The organism is Variovorax sp. P4_B11 (genome assembly GCF_056402355.1).
Genome location: NZ_JBFUHO010000056.1, coordinates 1 through 25,036, shown reverse-complemented (window position 1 = coordinate 25,036; position 25,036 = coordinate 1). Strand labels below are relative to the sequence as shown.

Below are 25,036 nucleotides of genomic sequence, written 5' to 3'. Positions count from 1 at the left end.
TCATGCGCAATGGGAGCAAGCGGATGGGTCGGACGGCGGCAGTATTGCGCGCAGATTCCTTCACATGCCCGGATGACCACTCTCGCTCGTTCGTCTTCCGCAGACGCCATCGGCCGCGTGCGTTGGTGGCGGCGCTCCGAAGCGCCGACACTCGTTCTTGCGGTTCTGCTTTATGCCGCATGGGCGGTGCTGGTCCGCTGGCATGCCGCCGTGCCCGGCGTGTTGCTGTTCGTGCTTGGGGGCTACCTTGGGCAACTGCACTTCTCGTTGCAGCACGAAGCCATCCACGCCATGCGCCACATTCCGAAAGTACTGCGATGGGCCCTGGTCTGGCCACCGCTCAACCTCTGGCTCCCTTATCCGCTGTATCACAGCAGTCACAGCAGTCACCATGTCAATTTCCACCTCACGCACCCTCAGAAGGATACGGAGAGCGTCTACCACTCAGCGTCCGCGTGGGGTACCTACGGCCCTCTGCGGCGGGCGATCCTCGCTACCAACCAGACGCTCGCATTCCGGGTGACGGTGGGTCCTTGGCTTCGCCTGTACAAACTGGGGCGCTCGGAGTTGGGCCGATTGGCCGCCGGTGACTTTTCGCATGCCGCCATCTGGCTCGTGCATGCGGCGAGCGTCGCACCAATTCTCTGGTACGTGACGCGGGTCTGCGACATGAGCCTGGGCGAGTACCTGCTCTACTTCATCTACCCGAGCATGATGCTTGGAGCGCTGCGCTCCTTTACCGAGCACCGCTGGGGCCATTCGCCACACGAACGCGTGGCCATTGTCGAGTCGAATGCCTTGTTCGGTCTGCTCTACCTCTACAACAACCTCCATCATGTGCATCATCGCTCGCCAACGATGCCGTGGTATGAGATTCCCGGGCACTTCCGCCGCAACCGCGCCGCTGTGCTGGCCGCCAACGGCAACTTCTACTATCGCGGCTACGCCGAGATCGCGCGACGCTACTTGTTGCGACCGATCTTCCGGCCGGTTCACCCGCAGTGGTGAGACGTCGGTGGAGGCAGCGTTCGGTCGAAGGGCCGATGCAACAAGGGCGGCGCGAACGCTTCGATGAACGAATACACGTAGCTGCGCAGGTAGTCGCCGCGGCGAACCGCCAGCATGGTCTGGTTCTCGCCGAAGAGGTGGCTCGCGTCGAGCGCGCGAAGGTGCGTGTCGCGAGCGCCGTCATAGGCCAGGTCGGCCACGATGCCCACACCCATCCCGAGCGCGACGTAAGTCTTTATGACATCCGCGTCCATGGCGGCGAGAACGATGTCGGTGGCGATGCCTTCGCGGGCAAAGGCGTCGTCGATGCGCGAGCGGCCGGTCAGGCCGTTGTCGTAGGTGATCAGCGGCCACGCCGCAAGCCGCTCGAGCGTGAGCGGCGCATCCAGCAGGAGCGGATGGCCGGTGGGTGCAATGACCACGTGGCTCCAGCATCGGCAGGGAAGCACCAGCAACTGAGGGTAGTCGCTGAGCGCTTCGGTGGCGATGCCCACGTCCACCTCGCCGTCCAGCAGCTTCTGCGCGATCTGCTTGGGCGAGCCTTGGTGCAACTGCATCGTGACGCCCGGAAACCTGCGGCGGAAGTCCTGCACCGCCGCGGGCAATGCGTAGCGTGCCTGCGAATGCGTGGTGGCCAGCGAGAGCACGCCGTACTGCTGCGAGAGATAGTTCCGTCCCGCCTCGCGCAGGTTGCGGCTTTCGGCCAGCACGCGCTCGATGAACGGCAGCAGGTGGTTGCCGGGCGGGGTGAGACCGGTCAGCCGCTTGCCCGCGCGCACGAAGAGTGCGATGCCGAGCTCCTGTTCGAGCTCGCGGATCTGCCGACTCACGCCGGACTGCGAGGCATGCAGCGTCTGTGCCGCCTCGGTCAGGTTGAAGCCGCTGCGCACGGTCTCGCGCACGGATCGCAATTGCTGAAAGTTCATGTCTAGGCCGAGTGTGGGCCGTGCGCTGATGAGCGACCAAAGAAGAAATGCGCCTATGGATATACGCTGGCGCCGTCGCCGAATCAGACGCCCTGGCGATGGCTCCGCACTGGCTGATGCTCGCGCGCGGGGCCTTCGGCCATCTGCTGTACTGGATCGCGCGATGGTTGAATGCGCTGGGACCGCGCCTGAGCGGCCCCCCGCGGCTGCATATCGATTCGCGTTTTTCTTCTTTGTGTCCGACACCGCGCGTTGGTACGGTCGCTCTCTTTGCATTGCGGGGCAATCGACCATGGGCGCCAGAGATCTCGAACGGCAGGCTTTGTCAGGGGCTGACGGCTCCATCCAGCACCAGGCTGACGTGCTCGTGATCGGCGGCGGACCTGCCGGAGCCTGGGCCGCGGTGAGCGCGGCGGCGCAGGGCGCGCGCGTCGTGCTTGTCGACAAGGGCTTCTGCGGCACATCCGGGGCTACGGCACCTTCAGGCACCGGCCTGTGGCACGTGTCGCCCGAGGGCAAGGCGCGCGAGGAGGCCAAGGCGAGCCGTTTCGCCATGGGCGGCCAATTGGCCGAGCACGCATGGATGGACCGCGTGCTCGAGCAGACCTGGGACAACGTCGAGCGGCTCAAGGACTGGGGCTACCCGTTTCCAGTCGACGACCAGGGCGCGTTGCGCTGCACATCGCTGCAAGGCCCCGAATATATGCGCCTGATGCGCAAGCGCGTGAAGGAATCGGGCGCGCGCATCCTCGACCATAGCCCCGCTCTCGAACTGCTGGTGGACGCCCATGGGACCGTCTGCGGCGCCACCGGCGTGAACCGCCAGAGCGGCGAATCCTGGGTGGTGCGCGCTGGCGCTGTGGTCATCGCGACCGGCGGCTGCGCCTTCCTGAGCCGCGCGCTCGGCTGCAACGTGCTCACCGGCGACGGCCACCTGATGGCGGCCGAAGTGGGCGCCGCCCTCTCCGGCATGGAGTTCTCCAACGCCTACGGGTTGGGCCCGGCCTTTTCGTCGGTCACCAAGTCGCTGTTCTACAACTGGGCCACCTTCTACACGGCCGATGGCGCGGCAATCGAAGGCGCCGGCTCTTCGAAGGGGCGCGGCGTGATCGCGCAGACCCTTCAGTCGCAGCCCGTGTTCGCCTGCCTGGACCGCGCCGACGCGCAGATCCGCGCATGGATGCGCACGGCCCAGCCGAACTTCTTCGTGTCCTTCGACCGACAGGGCATCGACCCGTTCACGCAGCATTTCCCGGTGACGCTGCGGCTCGAAGGCACGGTGCGCGGCACGGGCGGTCTGCATCTGGTGGATGGCTCCTGCGCGACCTCGGTGCCCGGTCTCTATGCGGCGGGCGATGCGGCCACGCGGGAGCTGATCTGCGGCGGCTTCACGGGCGGCGGGAGTCATAACGCGGCGTGGGCGCTGTCCTCGGGCTTCTGGGCCGGTGCGGGTGCGGCGGCGTTCGGTCGCAATGCGCGCGCCCGGGCGCATCGCACGGCCTGGCGCGCGGGAGGCGTTGCGCTGTCATCGCGCGGCGTCACGCCGTTCGACAGCCAGGAGGCAATTCGCGCGGTGCAAGCCGAGGTCTTTCCTTACGAGCGCAACTGGTTCCGCGAGGGTGACGTGTTGCGCGATTCCCTCGGCCGGCTGGACGCGCTGTGGGCGCGGCTGCGCACCAGCGCACCGGTAGCCACGGCCACCGAGGCCGTGCGCGCGCGCGAGGCGGCCGCCATGCTCGCCACTTCGCGCTGGATGTATCGCAGCGCACTACAGCGCACCGAAACGCGCGGCATGCACCGGCGACGCGAGCACGGCGGGCTCGACCCCGCGCAACGCCATCGCCTGCTCAGCGGCGGACTCGACGAGGTGTGGGTTCAGCACCACGCTGTGCGCGATGAGGTGGTCGCATGATCGAAGTCATCAGCGCCGAACGCTGTACCGCCTGCAACATCTGCGTGAACGCCTGCCCGACCAATGTGTTCGAGGCTGTCCCCGGTGGGCCGCCCCGCATCGCGCGGCAGGACGACTGCCAGACCTGCTTCATGTGCGAGCTGTACTGCCCGGAAGATGCGCTGTACGTCGCCCCCATCGCCGACCGCAGCGCAACCGCCGAAGAGCGCGATGCCGCTGCCGAAGCCCTCATGGGCAGCTACCGCAGTGCCATCGGATGGGGCAAAGGGCGCCAGTCGACCGCTTCCTCCGATGCGAGCTTCGAACTGCTGCGTCGCGCGCACTGATCCATTCCTTCCCCCCTTCTTTTTCTGTAGGTCTTTCGATGTCCGATCTTTCTGGCCGCCGCCGGTTGTTGCTTGGCGCCGCGGCTGCGGCCGCCGCCGGTGCACTACCCGCTTTTTCCATCGCCCAGGGCGCCGGCCAGCCGCTGCGCCTGGGCTACATCGGCCCCGGCAAGAAGCCCGCGAATGCCACCGGCTGGGCCTTGCGGCAAGGCCATCTGCAGCGCGAACTTGCGTCGCTGGGCTTCAAGGACGTGACGACCCGCAACTTCCCGAACGGGCCGGACCTGAACGAGGCCTTTCTCGCGGGCGCGCTCGACGTCGGCATCTACGGCGATACGCCCGCTATCGTCGCGCGCTCGCGCGGCCTCGAAAGCCAGCTCATCGGCTTCGACGCGGTAGGCATGAACGTCTGGCTGCTCACGCCGCGCAACGGCGTGCGCAGCGTGAAGGAGCTCGAAGGCCAGTCCATCGGCGTGGCCCGCGGCTCCTACATGCACCGCTACGTGCTGGGCCTGCTGAAGGAGAACGGACTGCAGAAGTCGGTCAAGGTGATCCACATGTTCCCGCGCGACGGTGAAGCGGCGCTCGACCAGGCATCCATTGCCGCCTTTGCGGCGCAGATCGACGTGGGACCGCTGCTGGCCTCGCGCGGCTACCCCGTGATCGACGAGGCCGAGCGGCATCCCACGCTGCGTGGCACCTCGGTGATCGTGGCCTCGAACAAGGTGCTCGCGGCTGCGCCAGGGCTCGCCGCCGCATGGACCCGCGCGCGTCGCACCGCGTTGCAGGAGATCCGCCGAGACAGCGCGGCCTACTACGCCTTCCACGCGGAGGTCAGCGGCTTCCCGCTGGAGGTGGTGAAAGTCTCGCACCCACTGTCGCAGTTCCCTGAACCGGCCTACCCCGCCGAAGGGATGGCGCTGCTCGATGAGGTCAAGAAGTTCCTGCTGACCGAAAATCTCGTGAGCCGCGACTTCGAACTCGCGCAGTGGCGCGTGAACGACGCCTGAATGTCACCATCCGCTCAGGAGTGACAGACCAGCCCGTCCTTGAGCAGCGTGATCTCGAACTGCAGATTGCCCGCGCGCGCAACGCGCGCCTTTGCCAGGGTGCCGTCGGCACGCCACTGGCGCAGCGCCGTGGCCACGTAGTCGCGCGACAGCGCATCGCCATCGGCCAGTCGCACCGATGCGTCCGAGCGCGCTTGCAGGCCCTGGACCAGTGGTTTGTAGAATCGCCACTCCTCGTTGCGCATGAGCCGTTCCAGCACTTCACTGTCTTCGGCCAGTGCCGAGCATTCGCCCGCCATGAAGGCCGAGGCCGCATGCACCGACGACGGGTAGCTGCGCGGCTGTGCGCCGTAGCGTTGCGCCACCGCGCCCGCGTAGCCGGAGCCTTCGCCGACGCAGACCGAAGCGCCGCGCAGGCCGGCCTCGTCCTGCAGCCGGCCGCGCCGCAGGGCCACCAAGAGGCCGCGGCCCGTGTCGTAGCTGCCTGGCGCCGCAGCGATGCCCTGCTGCGGCGCTTCCTCCTTCGCCACGCCGGCAATCAACAAGTCGATACGTCTGTCGCGCAATGCGGCTTCCCGCTCATCAGGTGCCAGGCCGACCAGCCTGAGCTTCACGCCGAGGGCGTCCGCAAGCTGGCGCGCGAGCGTGGCGTCGAAGGCGTCAGGCTCGGGCGGCGTGGGTGCTTCTGGCGGGGCGGGGCGCGGATAGCGTCGCACGCCGACGACCAATACACCGCTTGCCACCGCACGGTTCAGCACGGGCCCTTTCGGCAGATGGGCAAGCGGCGGTGCGGTCTCCAGCAGCCGCCGCAGCCATGTCGGCGATGCGGGCAAGCCCGGGTCGGTAGGGTCCGCGAACGACCACGAGCCGCCGATGCTGCCGAGCGCGGCCAGGGCGACGGTCACCGCCAGAACCGTGCCGGCGGCGGCCCGGGTCCGTGTCTGCGCATGCTGCTTGTGTTCATTCATCGAGACTCAACCCCTTGCGCCAGCGCAGCAGCCGGCGCTCCAACAGCGCGAGCAAATAGTTCAGCAGCAGGCCGAGCACCGCCAGCATCAGGATGCCCGCATACATGGTCGGAATCTGGAAGGTCTCCTGCGAATTCAGCGTGAGAAAGCCCAGGCCGGAGTGCGCGCCGATCATCTCGGCCGCCACCAGCGCGGTGATGCTGTACGCGCCGGCCAGCCGCACGCCCGTGAAGATCGACGGCAGCGAGGCCGGCAGCACCACCTTGAAGAAGATGAAGCCGCGTGACGCGCCCATTGACAACGCCGAGTTCACCAGCAGCCGGTCGACCTGCTTCACGCCACTCACGGTGCTCAGCAGCACGGGCCAGAACGAGGCCCAGAAGATGATCGCCACCTTCGAGAGCTCGCCGATGCCCAGGAACAGGATGAACACCGGGAAGAGCGCGAAGGCCGAGGTCTGGCGAAAGAGCTGCAGCACCGGATCGACGATGGCGGCCAGGCGCCTGAAGCCGCCAATCAGCAGGCCCAGCACCACGCCCGCGCTGCTGGCGAGCACCAGTCCCCACAGCGAACGCTGCAGACTGGCCGCGACGTGTTTCCACAACTGTCCGTTGTCCAGCAGTTGGCCGATGCTGGTCAACACGGCCGACGGCGGGCTCAGGTACGCGTCGCTCACGATGCCCAGGCGGGGCAGGGCCTCCCACAGCAACAGGAAGAGCACGATGCCGATGCCGCGCTCGGCCCAGCGGCCGGCGCTACGCGCGATGCGGAAGATGCGGCTGGGTGGGCGAACCACCGGCGCGTCGAGCACCGCGCTCACGACACCACCCCTTGCAGGGACTTCGGCCGCAGGCCGAGCTGGACCTCATCCTTCAGCACCTCCCAGGCGCGATGCCGCAGGGCGGCAAACTCCGCCGTGTGGCGCAGCTCGGCCGAGCGTGGCCGAGCGAGCGGAATGTCGATGATGTCCTTGATGCGGCCCGGCCGCTGCGTCATCACCGCCACCCGGTCCGAGAGGTACACCGCTTCTTCCAGGCTGTGCGTGATGAAGACGATGGTCTTGCGGTGCTGCTCCCAGATGCGCAGCAGTTCGCCCTGAAGCACTTCGCGTGTCTGCGCGTCGAGCGCGGCGAAGGGCTCGTCCATCAAGAGCACATCGGGTTCGTAGGCGAGCGAGCGGGCAATGGCCACGCGCTGCTTCATGCCGCCGGAGATCTCGTGCGGGTAGCGCTCGCCAAACCCGTGCAGGCCGACCAACTCCAGGTACTCCTGTGCGGTGCGCCGCCGCGCCGCCTTGCCCAGGCCGCGAATCTCGAGGCCCACGGCGATGTTGTCGAGCACCGACAGCCATGGAAAGAGCGCATAGCCCTGGAACACCACGCCCTGGTTGCGGTTGATGCCGGCGATCGGCTGGCCGTCGATCGTGATGCGCCCGCCGGTGCGTTCGGTCAGCCCGGCAAGGATGCCCAGGAAGGTCGACTTGCCGCACCCGGACGGGCCGAGTACCGACAGGAATTCGCCCTCGCGCACATCGAGGTCGAAGCCCTCGAGCACGGACACGCGTTCGCTGGCGCCTCGCGCCGCATAGTCCATCCGCACCTCGCGGGCCGAGATCTTGATGCCCATCGCGTCAGGTCTTCGCCGGTTGCTGTTGCTGCTGTTGCGCGAAGGGGTTGAACTCGTTCGTGTAGACCTCCTTCACGGACACCTTGCCGGCAGGAATCTTCCCTTCGGATTGCAGGATGTCGACGTAGTACTGGATCGGCGGCTCGGTCACCACCAGGTCCTCCACATAGGCATAGCGATCAACGTTCTTCAGGTCCATGCCGATGCGCTTGGCCACCAGCTTGCGCGCCTCTTCCGGGTTGGCATTGACCCAGTTGCCCGCCTTCGCCAGCGCGGTGACCACGTCGCGCACGGACTCGGGGTGCTCGCGGATGAAGCGGCCGTGGGCGCTGTAGGGCGCCATGCCGCCGAGCCCGCCGTCAAGGTCGAAATCGCTCCACAGCCGCAGCAACTGGTCCGCGTTCTCGGCCCGGCCCGAGAAAGGGGCGTGGATGATGGCCAGGTCGGTGTTGCGCGTCACCAGCGTCTGCTCCGCCTGCTCGTCAGGAATGACCACGAAGTTGATCTTGCTCACGTCCACGTCATGCTGGCGCAGGTACTTCTTGGTGACGAACTCGGCGCAGGCGCCGAAGCTGTTGAAGCCGATGGTCTTGCCTTCGAGGTCCTTCGGTTTGCGGATTCCCGAATCCTTGCGCACGAAGTATTTCATGTGCGGCGCCTCCTGCAGCGTCTTGCCGCCGGCAGCCATCACCTTCAGGTCAGCGCCCGAGGCGATGGCCGAGATCACCAGCGGCACCATGCGGCTGCCGAAGTCGATCTCGCCCGTGCCCACCAGCGGAATGATCTGTGGCGCCGCGATCTTGCCGACGTACTGCGGGTACGTGTTCGTGCCCTCGAAGTAGCCGAGTTGGTCGGCCAGGTAGATCAGGTCGAACGAGGGATTGTCGGGATACTTGAAGGCGACCTTGTCGCCGGTTTTCTTGACCACCGCCGGGCCGCCGGCAGCAGCACCCTGGTTGTCGCCGGGCGAGCAGCCTGCCAGCAAGAGGCCCCCGAGGCCGCCTGCGGCGCCAAGCGAAGCAAGGGTCTTGAGCGCCAGGCGGCGTGAAGGCAGAGCGCGGGCGCCGAGGCTGGAAGAGGGCGTCTCGATGGGCATGGTGTCGGGCTCCGGGGGCGGAGCGCAGGACTGGTTGGGAAGCGCCAATCGTAGGAAGCACCTGGGCGCGCAGCAACGAAGAAAAGCGCGCATGCATATGCGGCATGCGCGTGCGTGCTTGCGGACAGGGGCAGCCTATGCCACCGCCTCGCTGTCGAGCACCGCGAACGCGGGCGGCTCGAAGGCGGTCACGGGCGGCAGCGGGCTGGTCCACAGCGCCACCTCCACGCGGGCGCTCTGCGCGGCGCACCCCTGACCGAGGCGCGAGCTTGCGATGTCCGGTGCCACCACGTTCGGATTGCCGTGCTTCTCCAGGCTGCCCGGCGTGTGGGCATCGAGCGGGTCATACCAGGCGCCGGTGGCGATCTGCGCCACGCCGGGGAGCACGCCGTCGGACAGCACCGCGCCCGCGAGGAACGCGCCCAGCGCATTGAACACGCGCACCACGTCGCCTTCGGCGATGCCGCGCCGCCGCGCGTCCTGCGCGTTCAGCGTGATCGGCTCGCGCCCCGCGATCTTCGCCGCGCGGCTGACGCGGCCGTGGTCGTACTGGCTGTGCAGTCGCGTGGCCGGCTGGTTCGACAGCAGGTGGATCGGCCAGGAGGAGGCGTCTGGCTCGTACCAGCGCGCGTGGCCCGCGCAGTCGTCGTAGCCGAAAGCCGCGATGCGCTTCGAATGGAGTTCGATGCGACCCGAGGGCGTGGGCAGCGCATGGGCCCGCGGATCGGATCGGTAGGCCGCCAGCAGCACCACGGGGTCGGCCGGCATTGTCTTCGCGCGGGACACGTCGAGCTGTCCGGCCTGCCAGAAATCGTCGAACGCCGGCAGCACGATGCCCTCGGCCTCCGCCCGGGGGCGCGAGGCTTCGTAGAGGTGCCGAAGCCACTGCCGCGCATCACGGCCTTCGGTGTACGTCTCGGCGAACCCGAGCCGTGCGGCAAGTTGCGCGAACACCGTGTAGTCGTCGCGCGCCTCGCCCACAGGGGCGATCGCCGCGTGCATCGCGATCATGAAGCGCTCGCCGCCCGCGCTGCCGATGTCGTCGCGCTCCAGCACAGTGGTGGCGGGCAGCACGATGTCGGAATACTTCGCCTGGGCGGTCCAGTACTGCTCGTGCGTCACGATGGTCTCGGGCCTGCGCCACGCCTCGATGGTGCGGTTCAGGTCCTGGTGGTGATGGAACACGTTGCCACCCGCCCAGTAGACGAAGCGCACGTCGGGATACCGGTGCCGGCCGCCGTTGTAGTCGAAGGAGGTACCGGGGTGCAGCAGCATATCGGCGATGCGCGCCACCGGAATGAAGTCTTTCACGGCGTTGGTGCCCTGCGGCAGTCGAGCGCCCGAGAAGCTGCCGTACCCGCTGCCGACGTAGTTCATGCAGCCGTAGCCCAGGCCGAAGCCGCCGCCGGGGAGGCCGATCTGGCCGAGCAGCGCCGCGAGCGTCACCGTCATCCAGAACGGTTGCTCGCCGTGGCGTGCTCGTTGAAGCGAGTAGGTGCAGTTGATCGTGGTGCGATGCGCGGCCATGCGCCGTGCCAGCGCCGCGATGGCGCCTGCCTCGATGCCAGTGCGTTCCGCGGCCCAAGCGGGCGTCTTGGGAACGCCGTCCGACGTGCCGAGGATGTAGTCGCGCACCTCGTCGAAGCCTACCGCGTGGCTGCGGCAGAAGGCCTCGTCGTGCAGCCGCTCGTCGATCAGCACGAAGGCCAGGCCCAGCATCAGCGCCGTGTCGGTGCCGGGACGCACTGGCAGCCACTCCGCGCCGGGCACGGCGTCGAGGTCGCCGCGCATCGGGCTGACGTTGATGAATGCGGTGCGGCCCGCCGCGGCCATTTGCCGCAGCGCGCGCCCGACGCCATGGTCGCTCGCCCCTCCTGGACTCACCTGCGTATTGCGAAGCGGCAGGCCACCGAACGCGACGAACAGTTCGCAGTGCTGTTCCAAGACGTCCCACGCGGTATGGTTCTGCAGCAGCGCATCCATGTCGTCGACGATGTGCGGCAGCAGCACGCGGCCCGCGCCGAGGCTGTAGCTGTCCTTGCTGTACACGTAGCCACCGAAGCCGTTCAGGAAGCGGTGGAGCTGGCTCTGCGCATGGTGGAAGCGCCCCGCGCTCGACCAGCCGTAGCTGCCGCCGAAGATCGCGCGGTTGCCGTGGGCATCTTTGCACCGATGCAACTCCTGCGCGACCAGGTCGAGCGCTTCGTCCCATGGCACTTCGACGAACGGCTCCAGGCCGCGCTGCGTGCGGCTCGAATGGCGCGTGGCCGCATCGAGAAAGCCGCGGCGCACCGCGGGCCGCCGCACGCGCGTCGGGGAATCGATGGCGCCCGGTATCGATTGGCCGATAGGTGAGGGGTCGGTGTCCCATGCGGCCGGTCGCATGCCGGTGAGCCGGCCGCCCTCGACAATGGGTCGATACACGCCCCAGTGCGTCGATGTGAGACCCATGTGCAAGGCGTCAGATGTTCAGGCGCGCGTTCAGATGCGCGCCAGGTAGTCGGTGACCTTGGCCTTTTCCGGCAAGATCTTGCGGTCCGACAGCCAATCGGCCGCTTTCTGGAATTCCTGGATGAACTTCGTGTCCTGCACGCCGTGCACGTCCCAGCGCCGCTTGAGTTTCACGAGCGTGTCGCGCACCGCGTCGCTGTAGCCCGCGTCCTGCTGATTCAGCGTCTCGGCCTCCACGGGGTGCTCGGTGACCCACTTGGCCTCGGCCGAATAGGCCGCGTTCACCGCGCGCACGATGGCCGCGTTTTCTTCCGAGAACTTGCGGTGCGTCACGTAGGAATTGAAGTCGATCACGAAGTCGAGGTCGCGGCCTTCGAAGAAGACGTCGTGCGCCTTGTACTCGCTGCGCGCGATGTCCACGCCCGGGCTCCACATCGACCAGGCGTCGATCTTTCCCTGTGCGAAGGCCGGCCCGGCGTCGGGCGGATTGAGGTACACGAACTTCACCTTGCTGCGGTCGATGTTGTGCTTCTCGAGCGCCGCCACGAGCAGGAACTCGCCGAGGCCCGAGCGGTTCACCGCCACCGATTTGCCCACCAGGTCCGGCACCTTGTCGATGCCCGAGCCGTCCTTGGCGATGATCGCGGTGCTGCGCGGCTCGACGATGGCGAACTGCGTGAACACCAGCGGTGAGCCCGCGAGCATCGCCGCCAGCGCAGGCGTGGTGCTGCCGCCGAAGCCGAAGTCGGCGCTGCCGCCGGTGACGGCCTGCAGCGACGGCGCATGGTTGGGGAAAGGGCCGATCCACTGCACCTTGATGCCGTCCTTGGCCAGCAGCTTCTCGAACTCGCCGCGGTTCTTGGCCAGCGCGGGCAGGCCGCCGCGGCCCCAGGTGAGGCGCACGGTGTCGGTGTTGCGCGTGGGCTTGGCGCTGCCGGTGGCTTGAGCCTGGACCAGGCCCGAGGCGAGGGTACCCGCGCCGACCAAGGCGGTTTGCAGGAAGCTGCGGCGCGAGGCTGCGGAGAACGAAGCGGTCATGGGAGAGAGGCCTGACAATGAAAAGGGGAGAGCTCGGTAAAGGAGAGAAGCAACGGGCGGATCAGACGTCGGCGCTCTCGGCCGCCACGCCCAGTTCGGCCAGCAGGGCCTCGCGCAGGGCCGCGGCATCTGGATGGGTGCGCCGGGCATTGGCTTGGGGCGACACCTTGTATTCGCTCGCGATCGCGCCGTCGCGCATCACGAGCACGCGGTCGGCGAGCGCAATGGCTTCGTCCACGTCGTGGGTGACCAGCAGCACGCCGGGTCGGTGCCGGTGCACCAGTTCCTTCACCAGGCCGTGCATGCGAATGCGGGTGAGCGCGTCGAGCGCGGCAAAGGGTTCGTCGAGCAGCAGCAGCCGGGGTTCGCGCACCAGCGCGCGCGCCAAGGCCACGCGCTGCGCCTGCCCGCCCGACAGGTTGCGCGGCCAGTCCTCGAGGCGGTCGCCGAGCCCGACCTCAGCGAGCGCGGCCTGCGCCAGCGTCTTGCCGGTGCGGTCGTCCAGGCCAAGCGATACGTTGCGCCAGAGCGATTCCCAGGGCAGCAGCCGGTGCTCCTGGAACACCACGGCCGGCTGACTCGGACCATCGATGCGGCCGCCGTCGATCGCGTCCAGCCCGGCGAGCGCCCGCAGCAGGGTGGTTTTGCCGCAGCCGCTTTCGCCGAGCAGGGCGACGAATTCGCCGCGTGCGATGCGCAGGTCGAGCCCGCCGATCACGGTGCGCTCGCCGTAGCGGCGGCGCAAGCCGCGCACGACCACGGCGGGCGCTTCGTGCAGGTGCGGTGCCTGTCGTTCGTGCGCGCTCATTTTCGGCCTCCCGCCGCGTAGTTGGGGTGCCAGGCGAGCAGCCGCCGTTCGAGCAGGCGCGCCACCGCGTCGGATGCGACGCCGATGGTCGCGTAGACCACGATGGTCAGCACGATCACGTCGGTGCGCAGGAACTCGCGCGCATCCAGCGCCAGGTAGCCGATGCCCGAACTGGTGGCGATGGTCTCGGCGATCACCAGCGCCAGCCACGCAACGGCCAGCGCATAGCGCACGCCCGCGAGGATCGAGGGCAGCGCGCCCGGCAGTACGATGCGGCGGATCAGCGTGGCGTTGCTCAGCCCGGTGACCCGGCCGAGCTCCACCAGCTTCGGGTCGACCTGGCGGATGCCGAGCACGGTGTTGATGTATATGGGGAACATCACACCCAGCGAAACAAGGAAGATCTTCCCGCCTTCGTCCACGCCGAACCAGACGATCACCAGCGGCAGCATGGCAAGGAAGGGAATGGCGCGGATCATCTGGATGCTGCGGTCGAGCAGCGCTTCGGCCAGCCGAGAGAAGCCCACTATCGTGCCCAGCGCAAAGCCGATCGAGCCGCCGATCACGAAGCCGGTGGCCGCGCGCAGCAGGCTGGTGCCCATGTCGCTGATCAGGCGGCCCTCTTGAATGAGCCGCCACGCGGTGGCGGCCACCTTGCTGGGTGCCGGCAGCACGTGGATCGACAGGTAGCCTGCGCGCGCTGCCAGTTCCCACACCACGAGCACGAAAGCGGGAACCAGCCAGGAGATGAGCAGCAGCTTGTTGCGCGACAGCGCGCGTGGCGCGGGTTTTCTTGGCGCGGTGTCGACGGTGCCGCCAGTACTGGCAGTACCGGCACTCGTGGCCGTCGGCAGCGGCAGGTTGTCGAAGACGTGGGACATGGTGGCGAGGCTTTCCAATGCGTGGTCCGGGGGCTCCCTGTCTGAGGGGATGCGCGCAGGCTATCGCTCGCCGTCGCAGAACCCAAAGAACAAAACCGGATCAACGTATGCGAATTTCGTGCTTCGCATGGGTGGCGAACGCCAGAACAATCTCCGCTGTTGCTTTCGAGGGTGAGTGCCTGCCCAAGGAAACCCCATGACCATCGAGCTTTACGGCACCCTGTATCCGCGTCTCTTCTCGGAGACGATCCCGGCCGAAGGGCCGGCCTTCGACATCGCGCACATCGAACGCACCGCCAAGGCCCATGAAGACGCGGGCTTCGATGGCGTGCTGCTGCCGCACAACGCGGGTTGGGCCGACAACTTTCTGACGGCGGCGCGCGCTGCAGGCGTCACGCAGCGCCTGGTGTTCCTGCTGGCGCATCGCCCGGGCTTCGTGTCGCCGACGCTGGCGGCGCGCAAGCTCGCCACGCTCGATCACTTCGCCGGCGGGCGGCTGCGCGTGCACATCATCACCGGCGGGCGCGATGCCGAGCAGCGGCGCGACGGCGACTACCTCACGCACGACGCCCGCTATGCACGCACCGACGAGTACCTTGACATCCTGCGTCGCATCTGGACCAGCGACACACCCATCGACCACGAGGGCGAGCACTACCGCTTCGCATCGGCCTTCTCCGAGCTCAAGCCGCTGCAGAAGCCGCACGTTCCCGTGTCCTTCGGCGGGGCCTCGGAATCCGCCATTGAAGTGGCCGCGAAGCACGCCGACCTGTATGCGCTGTGGGGCGAGACGCTCGACGGAACGCGGGAGCTGGTATCGCGCGCACGCGCGGAAGCGGCCCGCCACGGGCGCACGCCGCGCTTCAGCATCTCCATTCGCGCCATCGTGGCCGACACCGAGGATGCAGCATGGAAGAAGGCCCGCGAGATCGCGCAGACCACGCGCGAGGTGGGCCTGTGGAGCGGAAAGTCGAAGGTGTTCGCAGGCGTGGAGCCACCGTCGGAAACCGCGGAGAACGAAGGCTCGCGCCGGCTGCTCGCCCTGGTGAAGAAGGGCGAGGTGCTCGACGAGCGTCTCTTCATGGGCGTGGCCGCGGCCACCAATGCGCCCGGCAACACCACCGCCATCGTCGGCACGCCCGAGCAGGTGGCCGAGGCGCTGCTCGCCTACTACGACGTGGGAGTGAGCAATTTCCTGTTCCGCGGCTTCGACCCGCGCACCGATGCGCAGGACTACGGCCGTGCGCTTGTGCCGTTGCTGCGTGAGGGCGCGGCGCGCCGGGACGAGGTCGCTGCGCGCCGGAAGGCCTGATGCTTCTTTCGATTTCACCCGCACATCTCCACCCGACAACTGCTGCCCATGAGTTCCTTGCCCACCGTTCATCCTGATCACGCCGCCCGCGAAGCCCTGCGCCTGCTCGGCCCCGCCCCCGCCAACTGGGTACCCGCGCACGAAGGCGTCGATCACAACGTGCTTGTCGTAGGCGGCGGCCAGATCGGCAGTGCCTTCGCCTTCGCGCTGCAGCGCGCGGGCATCGGCGGCGTGAGCGTGATCGATGCGGCGGTCGATGCCTCGCAATCCGGCGTGTGGCTCACGCGTGCGCGTATGCACAAGCTGCGGACGCTGAAGAACCTCGTGGGGCCCGAAGGCCCGGTCTCGGCGCTGGGCTTCCAGGCCTGGTACGAATCGCGACACGGCCAAGAAGCCTATGCCGCCATCGACCGCATCGGGCGCACCGACTGGGCAAGCTATCTGGACTGGTTTCGTGGCATCACGGGCACCACGGTGCGCTACGGCACGCGGCTGTTGCGCTTCGAACCCGTGCCGGGCGGGGCGGTGCAACGTTTCAGGCTGCACCTCGAAGTGGACGGACAGCCGCGCACGGAAACAGCGCGCAAGCTGATCTTCGCGAACGGCGTGGCCGGTAGCGGCGCGCCCTTCATTCCCGATCTGCTGCACACCGCCGTGGACAAGGGCCTTGCCGCGCACACCGGCCATGCGATCGATTTCGCGGTGCTCGCCGGCAAGACCGTGGCCGTGATCGGCGCGGCGGCTTCGGCCTTCGACGCGGCCGCCGTCGCGCTCGAAAGCGGTGCCGCCGCCGTGCACCTGTTCGCGCGCCGCGACCGCCTGGCCGCCACGCCGGTGGCGCGGGTACGCGGGTACCCGGGCCTGTACGACAACTACCTGGCGCTGCCCGACGCCACGCGCTGGCACCACGCGGCGCGCTACCGGCGCCTGGGCACCACGCCGCCGGCCGACTCGGTGCAGCGGGCGCTGGGGTTTCCGAACTTCCACCTGCATCTGGCGGCGCCGTGGCAAGGCGCGCAGGTGCGCGACGGCCAGGTGGTGGCCTCTGTGCACGACGAGACCTTCCATTTCGACTTTGTGGTCGCCGGCACCGGCTACACCCACGAGCTCTCGCAGCGGCCGGTGCTGGCCGGCATCGCCGAGCAGGTCTTGCGCTGGCGCGACCGCTTCACGCCGCCCGTGCATGAGCGCGACGATGAACTGGGTGCAGCGCCCTACCTCGGCGCCGGGCTCGAATACCTGGAGAAGATCCCAGGCGCCGCACCCTGGCTGCGCGACATCCACACCTACAACCCGGGCGGATTCGCCAGCACCGGCCTGCCACTGGGCGACGTGCCGAGCATCCGCGGCTACGTGCCCGCGGTGGTACGCCGCATCAGCGAAGACCTGCTGCTGGCCGACCTTGCGCTGCACGAGGCGCGCACGCGTGCCGACGTGCCGCCGGACTTCGGCGACGAACTCTATGCCAGTGCCGTCTGGCAGGCCGGCACCCAGCGGCTCGCGGCCTGAGCGTGAACAGTACCGGCCCCGCGCTGGATCAGGGCAGGGTGATGCCTGCTGTCTGGATGGGCGCGCGCCAGGTAGCTGCGGAAGTCGGTGGCACCACGATGGCCCGGGCGAACGAAGCAAATCGGATATGCGTAGAAGAAAAACTTCGTTTGGCGCGCGCGGGCGGCTGCGTACCCTGACCGCAGGATTGCCTTCTTCTTTCCCCGAAAGTCCCCCATGAACCTCACCGATCTTCCCGTCGACACCGCGGGAAACGACATTGCCAGCGCCCGTGCGCGCGTCGTCGACGCCTTCCTGGCCCAGGCCCGTGGCCTGCTGCAACCGGGCGCCGGCGCGAGCGATGACGCCCTGCAGGCGGTCGCCGACGCGCTGGTCAGCCTCGGTCAGCACCGGTCGCTGTTCCCGGCCGCCCACTTCCCCGTCGATGTCCAGCGCCCCTCGCAGGTCTACCGACTGGCCGAGGACGCCGACGGCGGCTTCGCGCTCTACCTGTCGGCCGGTCTCGCGGGCAAGGCGCAGCCGCCGCATGACCACACGACCTGGGCGGTGATCGCCGGCGTGGAAGGCAACGAGCGCAACGCGCTCTTCCGCCGCGAGAAGACGAGCGACCCGGCACACGACACGCTCGTCCACCAGCGCACCGTCGACGTCGCGGCCGGCTCGGCGGTGGTGCTCTCGCCGACCGACGTGCACACCATCGAGCTCGTGGACGGCCTGGACGGGCGCCACCTGCATTTCTACGGCCGCGCGCTCGAGCTGCTCGACCAGCGCGTGGTGTTCGAAGGCAAGGAGGGCGGCAGCTTCCGCTACTTCGCGCCGCCGAAGAACATCCGCCATCCGGCCATCACGCCGCAGGCGCTGAAGACGGCGCTTTCTGACGGTGACGAAATCGCGCTGCTCGATGTGCGCGAAACCGGCGTCTTCGTGCGCAACCACATTCTGCTGGCCGTCTCGGCGCCGCTGTGGCGTCTGGAGGTGCAGATCGACCGCCTGGTGCCACGCCGCACCACCCGCATCGTGCTGACCGATGCCGACGAATCGCTTGCGCACGAAGCCGCAGCCAAGCTGGTGCGCCTGGGCTGGCGCAATGTGTCCGTGCTGGCCGGCGGCACGCAAGGCTGGGCGGCTGCGGGCTACGAGCTCTTCAGCGGCAGCAACGTGCCGAGCAAGGCCTTCGGAGAGGTCATCGAGCACCAGAAGCACACGCCATGGATCTCGGTCGACGAACTGCACCAGCGCGTGGAGCGCGGCGACGACATCGTGGTGGTTGACAGCCGCACGCCCGAGGAGTTCGCCGATTTCAGCCTGCCGTTCGCCCACAGCCTCCCGGGCGCCGAACTCGTCTACCGCATCCAGGAACTCGCTCCGCGACCCGAGACGCTGGTTGTGGTCAACTGCGCCGGCCGCACGCGCAGTATCGTGGGTGCGCAGACGCTCATCGACGCGGGCATTCCCAACAAGGTGGTGTCGCTCAAGGACGGCACCATGGCCTGGCTGCTGGCGGGCCGCGAGCTGGCCCATGGCCGCGCCGCGCCGCTGCCCGAGCCGGGCGAGCAGGCGCGGCAGAGCGCCCGCGCACGCGCCGAGGACGTGGCTGCGCGCGCCGGCGTGCGCCGTATCGACGCGGCCACGCTCACGCGCTTCGAGGTCGAGTCCGACGAACGCTCGCTCTACCGTTTCGACGTGCGCACCCGCCAGGAATACCAAGCCGGCCACCTCGAAGGCTGGCGCTGGGCGCCGGGCGGCCAGCTGGTGCAGGCCACCGACGAGTACGTGGGCACCCGGCGCGCGCGCATCGTGCTGGCCGACTGGGACGGCGTGCGCGCGCTGACCACCGGCGCATGGCTTGCGCAGCTCGGCGGACATGAGGTATTCGTGCTGTCGCCGCCCGCCTTGCCCGTGCTGGTGCTCGGGCCCGAGCCGGTGCGCGTGCTGTCGTTGCGTGCGTCAGCGCCGGACATCGCGCCGCGCAAGGCGGCCCCGGCCCTGGGGGCCGGCACCGCGGTGGTGTTCGACGTCGAGCGCCGCGCGGCCTACGAGCGGCGGCATGTCGCGGGTGCCCGTTTCGCGGTGCCCGACCGGCTGCAGGAGTTCATCGCCGACCTGCCTGTGTCGCAGGCCATCGTGCTCACGTCGTCCGACGGCGTGCTTGCACGCACCGTGGCGGCCGAGCTGGCGGCACGCACCGGCCGCAGCGTGCGCGCCATTGCGGGTGGCACCCAGGCCTGGGTCGACGCGCGCCTGCCCACGGCCTCCGGCCCCGAAGGCGTGCTCACCGGCGACGACGACCACTGGTATAGCCCCTACGCGCACGTCGACCTGGCCAAGCGCGATGAGGGGTTCAAGCAGTATCTCGACTGGGAGATCAGCCTCGTGGCGCAACTGGAGCGTGAAGGCGACGTGGGCATCCGCCTGGTCAAGCCGAGCGAGGCGGTGGCTTCATGAACCTGCCCAGCGCAGGCGGCACGCTGGTGCGCACCGCATGGCAGGCCGTGCCGACCGTCATCGGCGTGATCCTTCTGAACTTCGTGCTGATGCAATGGATTCCGGGCGACGCCGCCGACGTGGTGGCGGCCGAGTCGGGCTCCGCCACCGTCGAAAGCATGGCGCAGCTGCGCGCGCACTTCGGCCTGGACCTGCCCGTGCTGCATCAGCTGGGCGCCTACCTCAACAACCTGGCGCACCTCAGCCTGGGTGTTTCGCCGCGCTACAACATGCCGGTGGCGACGCTGATCGGCGCGCGCCTGGGCAACACGCTGCTGCTGATGGTCACGGCGCTGGCCTTCGCGCTGGCCACCGGCATCGCGGCGGGAACGCTCATGGCCACCCGCGTGGGCCGCTGGCAGGACCGCACGCTCTCTGTGCTGGCGCTGCTGCTGTATTCCACGCCAGGCTTCTGGCTGGGCCTGATGGCCATCGTGCTCTTCTCGGTGCACCTGGGCTGGCTGCCCACGGGCGGCAGCGAGAGCATCGGCGCGGGCTACACGGGCTGGACGCACGCGGTCGATGTGGCGCGGCACCTGGTGCTGCCGGCGCTGGCCATGGCGGGCTTCTACATCGCGATCTTCTCGCGCCTCACGCGCGCTGCGATGCTCGAGGTGGCGAGGCAGGACTTCGTGCGCACGGCCGAGGCCAAGGGGCTGCACCCGTGGCGTGTCAACCTGCGCCACATCCTGCGCAACGCGCTGATTCCGGTCACGACCGTGGCCGGGATGCACTTTGGCACGCTGCTGGGCGGCGCGGTGGTGGTCGAGACCGTCTTCAGCTGGCCCGGCCTCGGCCGGCTGGCCTTCGATTCGGTGGCGGGCCGCGACTACACCGTGCTGCTGGGCGTGCTGCTGATGTCCTCGCTCCTGGTCATCGTGGCCAACATGCTGGTCGACCTGCTGCACGCGTGGCTCGACCCGCGCATCCAGGTGCGCTGAGGCGCGCCTTCGGTTTCTCTTCTCTTCTCGAAAATCCAGGCTTTCAGAGCGCGCGATGTCCACACCTTTCACACTCGATTCCGCGATTGCGAATCCGTCGACCCACCCGCCGGCGCCCGTCGCGCCCCGTCGCCCCGAGCCGCCGGCTGTACCGGCCGCACCTGTTGCCAAGGTCGCCCAAGCCGCAGTGGACACCAGGCCCGTCTCCAGCCGCCACGCCGCGCTGCGCGCCTTCCTGCGCAACCCGGCCGCCGTGGCGGGCGTGGCGCTGCTCGTGTTCATGCTCGTGCTGGCGCTGCTGGCACCCTGGCTCTACCCTGGCGACCCGCTCGACATGGTGGCGCCGCCGCTGCTGTGGCCCGGCCAGGACGCGGCGTATCCGCTCGGCAGCGATTCGCTGGGCCGCGACGTCATTGCAGGCATTGCGCATGGCGCCCGCGTGTCGCTCGCGGTGGGAGTGGTGGCGGCGGTGCTGAGCCTGGTGATCGGCGTGCTCGTGGGCGCCACCGCAGGCTATTTCGGCGGTCGCATCGACGACGTGCTGGTGCGCATCACCGAGCTGTTCCAGACGATGCCGTCGTTCCTGTTCGTGATCGTGGTGGTCGCCATCGGCCAGCCCTCGGTGCCGGTGATCGTGTTCGCCATCGGCCTGGCTTCATGGCCGGTGATCGCGCGGCTGGTGCGCGCCGAGTTCCGTGCGCTGCGCGAAACCGAATTCGTTCTGGCCGCCCGCAGCCAGGGCTTCAGCCATGCACGCATCATCTTCCAGGAGATGCTGCCCAACGCGCTGCCGCCGGTGATCGTGACGACCTCGGTGCTGGTGGCCAGCGCGATCCTCATCGAGTCGGCGCTGTCCTTCCTCGGCATGGGCGACCCGAATGCGGTGTCTTGGGGCAGCATGATCGGCCAGGGCCGCGAGCTGCTGCGCACGGCGTGGTACCTCACGGCGTTGCCGGGTGCGGCTATCGTCCTGACGGTGCTCGCGCTCAACCTCGTGGGCGATGGGCTCAACGATGCGTTCAACCCGCGGCTGAGGGGGCAATGAGATGACGCTCGGCCAGGTCACCCCCACCCCGCCGCTGCTCGATGTGCGCGGCCTCGACGTCTTCTTCCACGGATCGAACGGTCCCATTCAGGCCGTTCGCGGGCTCGACCTCACGCTGCAACGCGGCGAGACGCTTGCGCTCGTCGGTGAGTCGGGCTGCGGCAAGTCGACCACCGCGCTCGCGCTGCTGCGCCTGCTCGCGCCCGGTTCCGTGCTGCGCGGCAACATCCACTTCGACGGGCGCGACATCCTCGCGCTGTCGCCGGCGCAATTGCGCGAGGTGCGCGGCCGCGAGATCGCGATGATCTTCCAGGAGCCGATGACCTCGCTGAACCCGGTGCACACCATCGGCGCGCAGATCGAGGAAACCCTGCTCCGGCATGAAAAGCTCTCGGCCCTCGCGGCCCGCAAGCGCGCCATCGAACTGCTCGACCTCGTGCGCATTCTGGAGCCGCACCAGCGCATCGACGATCATCCGCACAACCTCTCGGGCGGCCAGCGCCAGCGCGTGATGATCGCCATGGCCGTGGCCTGCAAGCCGCGCCTGCTCGTGGCCGACGAGCCCACCACCGCGCTGGACGTGACCATCCAGGCGCAGATCCTCGAGCTGCTCGACGGCCTGCGCCGCGAGCTCGACATGGCGCTCCTGCTGATCACGCACGACCTTGGCCTGGTCGCCCAATGGGCCGACCGCGTGGCGGTGATGTACGGCGGCGAGAAGGTCGAGGAAGCGCCCACGTCGAAGCTCTTCGCCGCGCCGTCGCACGCCTACACCCAGGGCCTGCTGGGTGCGTCGCTGCACGCGGGCAGCGCGCTGCACTACGCGGATGCGCGCCTGCCCGAGATCCAGACGCGCCTCGACCCCGTCACCGGCGTGCGCACCTTCGCCTTGCATGTTCGTGTGCCCACCTCGACCGTGCGCGCCTTGCCCGTGCGCGCCGCGGCCGGCGAACCGTTGCTGTCGGTGCAGGAACTGCGCACCGACTACCCCAAGCGCGGCGGCGGCGTGCTGCACGCGGTGGACGGCGTGTCCTTCGACATTCGCGCGGGCGAGACCGTGGGGCTGGTGGGCGAGTCGGGCTGCGGAAAGTCCACGCTGTCGCGCACGCTGCTGCGGCTGGTGAATCCAGCGTCGGGCCGCATCGTGTTCGACGGGACTGACATCGCGCCGCTGTCCGAGAAAGCGCTCAAGCCATGGCGGCGCCGCGTGCAGATGGTGTTTCAAGACCCATATGCGTCGCTGAACCCACGCCGCAACGTGTTCGACATCCTCGAATCGGTGCTCAAGGTGCACGGCGTGACCGACCGCGCGGAGCGGCGCAACCGCATCGCGGCCATCCTGGAGCGCGTGGGCCTGCCGGCCGATGCGGGGCGGCGGTTTCCCAACGAGTTCTCGGGGGGGCAGCGGCAGCGCATCGGCATCGCACGCGCCCTCGTGCTGCGGCCCTCGCTGGTGGTCCTCGACGAACCCGTGTCGGCACTCGACGTGTCGGTGCAGGCGCAGATCCTGAACCTGCTGGTCGAGCTGAAGGAAGACTTCGGCCTCTCGTACCTCTTCATTTCGCACGACCTCTCGGTGGTGCGCTACATCGCCGACCGCGTGATGGTGATGAACAAGGGCCAGATCGTGGAGACCGGCAGCCACCGCGACATCTGGGATCGGCCGCAGCATCCGTACACGCGCAGCCTGATCGCGGCGGTGCCGGGGGTGGAGCAGCGCAAGGCGGCCTGAGCCGCACTGTTGCCTCGAGACCCCTGCATGCGCAGGTCGATCTGAATGGGGGTCATCGGCGCCGCGCATTCAGGCGCGTGCCGATGCAGGAAGGGCGCTACTTCTTCGCTTCGTCCACCCACACGTCAGCCAGGTTCGACTCCACCCCATCCGCCGTCAGCGAGTGGTCATGCACGCGCTGGTTGGCGATGGTGATGAACACCGGCTGGTAGAGGTTCAGGTCGGGCACGTCGCGCGCCACGGTGTCCTGGAAGTCCTTGAAGAGCTTCACCCGTTTGGCCGGGTCGTTCTCCACGGCCGCGTCCTCCAGCAGCTTGTCGACCACCGGGTTCTGGTAATGGGTGCCGTTGGAGAAGGGCACGCCCTTGATGAAGTTCTTCGACCAGTACAGCCGCTGCACGCCCACGGTCGGGTCGAACAGGTTGCTCGCGCCGTTGTGGGTGAAGGCGAAGTCGCGGTCGGTATAGATGCGCTTGATGAAGGCGCTCGGGTCCTGCGCGCGCACGGTCACGGCAATGCCGATGCGCGCCAGCGCCGAGCGCAGGTAGTCCGCCAGGCGCGGGCCGTCGGCGCCGATGGGGTTGAAGTCCAGCGGTACGCTGAAGCGCACGCCGCCGGCCTTCTTCGGGAAGCCCGCTTCGTCGAGCAGCGCATTGGCCTTCTTCACGTCGAAAGCGTAGGGCGAGGGCGCCGGATCGTGGAAGGCCTTGAGGCCGGGCGCGATCGGCGAATAGCTCACCTGTCCGTAGCCGTAGTTCACGACCTTCACGATCACGTTCCGGTCGATGGCGTGGGCCACGGCCTGGCGCACCTTCTCGTTCTTGAAGTACTCGTTGTCCAGGTTGAACTCCAGCCGCGTCACGTTTGACGAGTAGCTGTTGCCCTTGGTCTCGAAGCGCAGCGCGGGCACCTTCTTCAGGCGCTCCAGGTCCGCGAGCGGCACGGGCGTGCGGTAACCCAGGTCGACCGTGCCGGTCTCGAAGGCCACCGCTGCTGCTGCCGGGTCGGTCACGAAGCGCACGATGAGCTGGTCGACGAAGGGCTTGGGCTTGTCCCAGTAGTCGGTGTTGCGCTCGTACACGATGTGGCTGCCGCGCACCCACTCCTTGAACTTGAACGGGCCGGTGCCGATGGGCGCGTTGTTGTTCGGGTTGTTCGCCGGGTCGGTGCCTTCGTAGATGTGCTTGGGCACGATCGGCGTCTCGGTGGCCACCAGCGCGCGGATCAGGTACGGCGCGGGCTTCGACAGCCGCAGGATGGCGGTGTACTTGTCGGGCGTGTCGATGGCGGTGAGGTTGGCGAAGGTGTTGCGCCCGCGCGGGTGGATCTTCTTCAGCAGCTCGATCGAGTAGGCGACGTCGGCCGAGCTGAAGTCTTTGCCGTCGTGCCACTTCACACCCTGGCGCAGCGTGAAGGTGTAGGTCAGGCCGTCGGGGCTGATCGCCCATTTGGTGGCCAGCTGCGGCTGCGGGTTGACGTCGTAGTCGTACTTCAGCAGGCCTTCGGTGACCTTGGCGCTCACGCTCAGGATGGGCGTGGCGACGTTGCCGATGGTGACGAGCGCGGTCGGCTCGCTGGTCGACAGCAGCGTGAGCGTGCCGCTGTGGTTGGGCGGTGCGGCGTGCGCGGCCAGGCCTGCGGCAAGCAGCGCGGCGAGGAGGGCGCTGCGAATCGGGAATGAGTGGGACGAGAAAAACATGATGTGAATAACAGGGTCGGAAAAAAGAGAAGAAGAGTCAGGCGCTGACGGTTTCGGTCGGCGCGGCACCCGCATGGGCAGCAGAGGCTTCGGGCGACACCAGCCCTTCGCACAGGTCGCGCGCCGCCAGTGCCGGATCGCGTTTCGAGGGCTCGCCGAGGCCACCGCCACCGGGCGTCTCGACAACCAGCCGGTCGCCCGCCGGCACGATCTGCCGGCCCTTGGCGCGCAGCGTGGCGCCCGAGGCCAGCCGCAGCCGGCCCC

20 protein-coding genes and 1 pseudogene are annotated in these 25,036 nt (G+C 68.4%); 10 read left to right on the top strand and 11 right to left on the bottom strand.

The window, feature by feature from the left end; translation table 11 throughout:
• Window positions 1-72 precede the first annotated feature (72 nt).
• Window positions 73-1,008, top strand: coding sequence for a fatty acid desaturase (locus AC1DYD_RS32485; protein WP_478176860.1), 936 nt, complete (start codon window positions 73-75; stop codon window positions 1,006-1,008).
• Here the strand turns inward: AC1DYD_RS32485 and AC1DYD_RS32480 are convergent.
• The gene (locus AC1DYD_RS32480; RefSeq protein ID WP_478176859.1) at window positions 993-1,934 is read right to left on the bottom strand and encodes a CysB family HTH-type transcriptional regulator; all 942 of its coding nucleotides are present in this window, start codon (window positions 1,932-1,934) and stop codon (window positions 993-995) included. The genes AC1DYD_RS32485 and AC1DYD_RS32480 overlap by 16 nt on opposite strands.
• A gap of 292 nt (window positions 1,935-2,226) precedes the next feature.
• On the opposite strand from AC1DYD_RS32480, the gene AC1DYD_RS32475 reads away from it, so the two are divergent.
• The 3 genes from AC1DYD_RS32475 to AC1DYD_RS32465 are packed head-to-tail and all read left to right on the top strand — an operon-like array spanning window position 2,227 to window position 5,182.
• On the top strand, window positions 2,227-3,846 hold the full coding sequence (locus AC1DYD_RS32475; RefSeq protein WP_478176858.1) for an FAD-dependent oxidoreductase: 1,620 nt from the start codon (window positions 2,227-2,229) through the stop codon (window positions 3,844-3,846).
• The gene (locus AC1DYD_RS32470; RefSeq protein WP_478176857.1) at window positions 3,843-4,172 is read left to right on the top strand and encodes a 4Fe-4S binding protein; all 330 of its coding nucleotides are present in this window, start codon (window positions 3,843-3,845) and stop codon (window positions 4,170-4,172) included. Before AC1DYD_RS32475 ends, AC1DYD_RS32470 begins: the two co-directional genes overlap by 4 nt.
• Before the next feature lie 38 nt (window positions 4,173-4,210).
• Window positions 4,211-5,182, top strand: a complete 972-nt coding sequence (locus AC1DYD_RS32465; protein ID WP_478176856.1) for an ABC transporter substrate-binding protein — start codon at window positions 4,211-4,213, stop codon at window positions 5,180-5,182.
• 14 nt (window positions 5,183-5,196) lie between these two features.
• Here AC1DYD_RS32465 and AC1DYD_RS32460 read toward each other — a convergent pair whose 3' ends face one another.
• The 8 genes from AC1DYD_RS32460 to AC1DYD_RS32425 form a co-directional block, all read right to left on the bottom strand.
• Window positions 5,197-6,150, bottom strand: coding sequence for a substrate-binding periplasmic protein (locus AC1DYD_RS32460; protein ID WP_478176855.1), 954 nt, complete (start codon window positions 6,148-6,150; stop codon window positions 5,197-5,199).
• On the bottom strand, window positions 6,143-6,970 hold the full coding sequence (locus tag AC1DYD_RS32455) for an ABC transporter permease (RefSeq protein ID WP_478176854.1): 828 nt from the start codon (window positions 6,968-6,970) through the stop codon (window positions 6,143-6,145). Before AC1DYD_RS32455 ends, AC1DYD_RS32460 begins: the two co-directional genes overlap by 8 nt.
• Window positions 6,967-7,776 carry an ABC transporter ATP-binding protein gene (locus tag AC1DYD_RS32450; RefSeq protein ID WP_478176853.1) on the bottom strand — a complete coding sequence of 270 codons (810 nt, stop codon included), beginning with the start codon at window positions 7,774-7,776 and terminating at the stop codon, window positions 6,967-6,969. Before AC1DYD_RS32450 ends, AC1DYD_RS32455 begins: the two co-directional genes overlap by 4 nt.
• Window positions 7,777-7,780: 4 nt before the next feature.
• Complete coding sequence (locus tag AC1DYD_RS32445) at window positions 7,781-8,872, bottom strand: ABC transporter substrate-binding protein (protein ID WP_478176852.1); 1,092 nt, start codon at window positions 8,870-8,872, stop codon at window positions 7,781-7,783.
• A gap of 135 nt (window positions 8,873-9,007) precedes the next feature.
• Window positions 9,008-11,323, bottom strand: coding sequence for a molybdopterin-dependent oxidoreductase (locus tag AC1DYD_RS32440; RefSeq protein ID WP_478176851.1), 2,316 nt, complete (start codon window positions 11,321-11,323; stop codon window positions 9,008-9,010).
• Window positions 11,324-11,353: 30 nt separating this feature from the next.
• Window positions 11,354-12,361: an NrtA/SsuA/CpmA family ABC transporter substrate-binding protein gene (locus tag AC1DYD_RS32435; protein WP_478176850.1), complete on the bottom strand. Its 1,008-nt coding sequence runs from the start codon at window positions 12,359-12,361 to the stop codon at window positions 11,354-11,356.
• Between the two features lie 61 nt (window positions 12,362-12,422).
• Complete coding sequence (locus AC1DYD_RS32430) at window positions 12,423-13,169, bottom strand: ABC transporter ATP-binding protein (RefSeq protein ID WP_478176849.1); 747 nt, start codon at window positions 13,167-13,169, stop codon at window positions 12,423-12,425.
• Window positions 13,166-14,050 carry an ABC transporter permease subunit gene (locus AC1DYD_RS32425; RefSeq protein WP_478176848.1) on the bottom strand — a complete coding sequence of 295 codons (885 nt, stop codon included), beginning with the start codon at window positions 14,048-14,050 and terminating at the stop codon, window positions 13,166-13,168. The genes AC1DYD_RS32430 and AC1DYD_RS32425 overlap by 4 nt, the downstream gene beginning before the upstream one ends.
• Window positions 14,051-14,246: 196 nt before the next feature.
• Here AC1DYD_RS32425 and AC1DYD_RS32420 point away from each other — a divergent pair, with 196 nt between their 5' ends.
• The 6 genes from AC1DYD_RS32420 (at window position 14,247) to AC1DYD_RS32395 (ending at window position 23,073) form a co-directional block, all read left to right on the top strand.
• A complete protein-coding gene (locus AC1DYD_RS32420; protein ID WP_478176847.1) occupies window positions 14,247-15,362 on the top strand; it encodes an LLM class flavin-dependent oxidoreductase in 1,116 nt (371 codons plus the stop codon).
• A 48-nt stretch (window positions 15,363-15,410) separates the two neighbouring features.
• Window positions 15,411-16,871, top strand: a complete 1,461-nt coding sequence (locus tag AC1DYD_RS32415; protein ID WP_478176846.1) for a SidA/IucD/PvdA family monooxygenase — start codon at window positions 15,411-15,413, stop codon at window positions 16,869-16,871.
• 216 nt (window positions 16,872-17,087) lie between these two features.
• On the top strand, window positions 17,088-19,316 hold the full coding sequence (locus AC1DYD_RS32410) for a rhodanese-like domain-containing protein (protein ID WP_478176845.1): 2,229 nt from the start codon (window positions 17,088-17,090) through the stop codon (window positions 19,314-19,316).
• Complete coding sequence (locus AC1DYD_RS32405) at window positions 19,313-20,296, top strand: ABC transporter permease (protein ID WP_478176844.1); 984 nt, start codon at window positions 19,313-19,315, stop codon at window positions 20,294-20,296. The genes AC1DYD_RS32410 and AC1DYD_RS32405 overlap by 4 nt, the downstream gene beginning before the upstream one ends.
• A gap of 55 nt (window positions 20,297-20,351) precedes the next feature.
• Window positions 20,352-21,341, top strand: coding sequence for an ABC transporter permease (locus AC1DYD_RS32400; protein WP_478176843.1), 990 nt, complete (start codon window positions 20,352-20,354; stop codon window positions 21,339-21,341).
• Window position 21,342: 1 nt separating this feature from the next.
• Window positions 21,343-23,073 (top strand): ABC transporter ATP-binding protein, encoded by a 1,731-nt coding sequence (locus AC1DYD_RS32395; RefSeq protein ID WP_478176842.1) that lies wholly within the window; start codon window positions 21,343-21,345, stop codon window positions 23,071-23,073.
• A gap of 97 nt (window positions 23,074-23,170) precedes the next feature.
• Here AC1DYD_RS32395 and AC1DYD_RS32390 read toward each other — a convergent pair whose 3' ends face one another.
• Together AC1DYD_RS32390 and AC1DYD_RS32385 are read right to left on the bottom strand one after the other, a co-directional pair.
• The gene (locus AC1DYD_RS32390; protein ID WP_478176841.1) at window positions 23,171-24,772 is read right to left on the bottom strand and encodes an ABC transporter substrate-binding protein; all 1,602 of its coding nucleotides are present in this window, start codon (window positions 24,770-24,772) and stop codon (window positions 23,171-23,173) included.
• A 37-nt stretch (window positions 24,773-24,809) separates the two neighbouring features.
• Window positions 24,810-25,036 (bottom strand): annotated as a pseudogene (locus AC1DYD_RS32385) (hydantoinase B/oxoprolinase family protein); the annotation flags it as partial.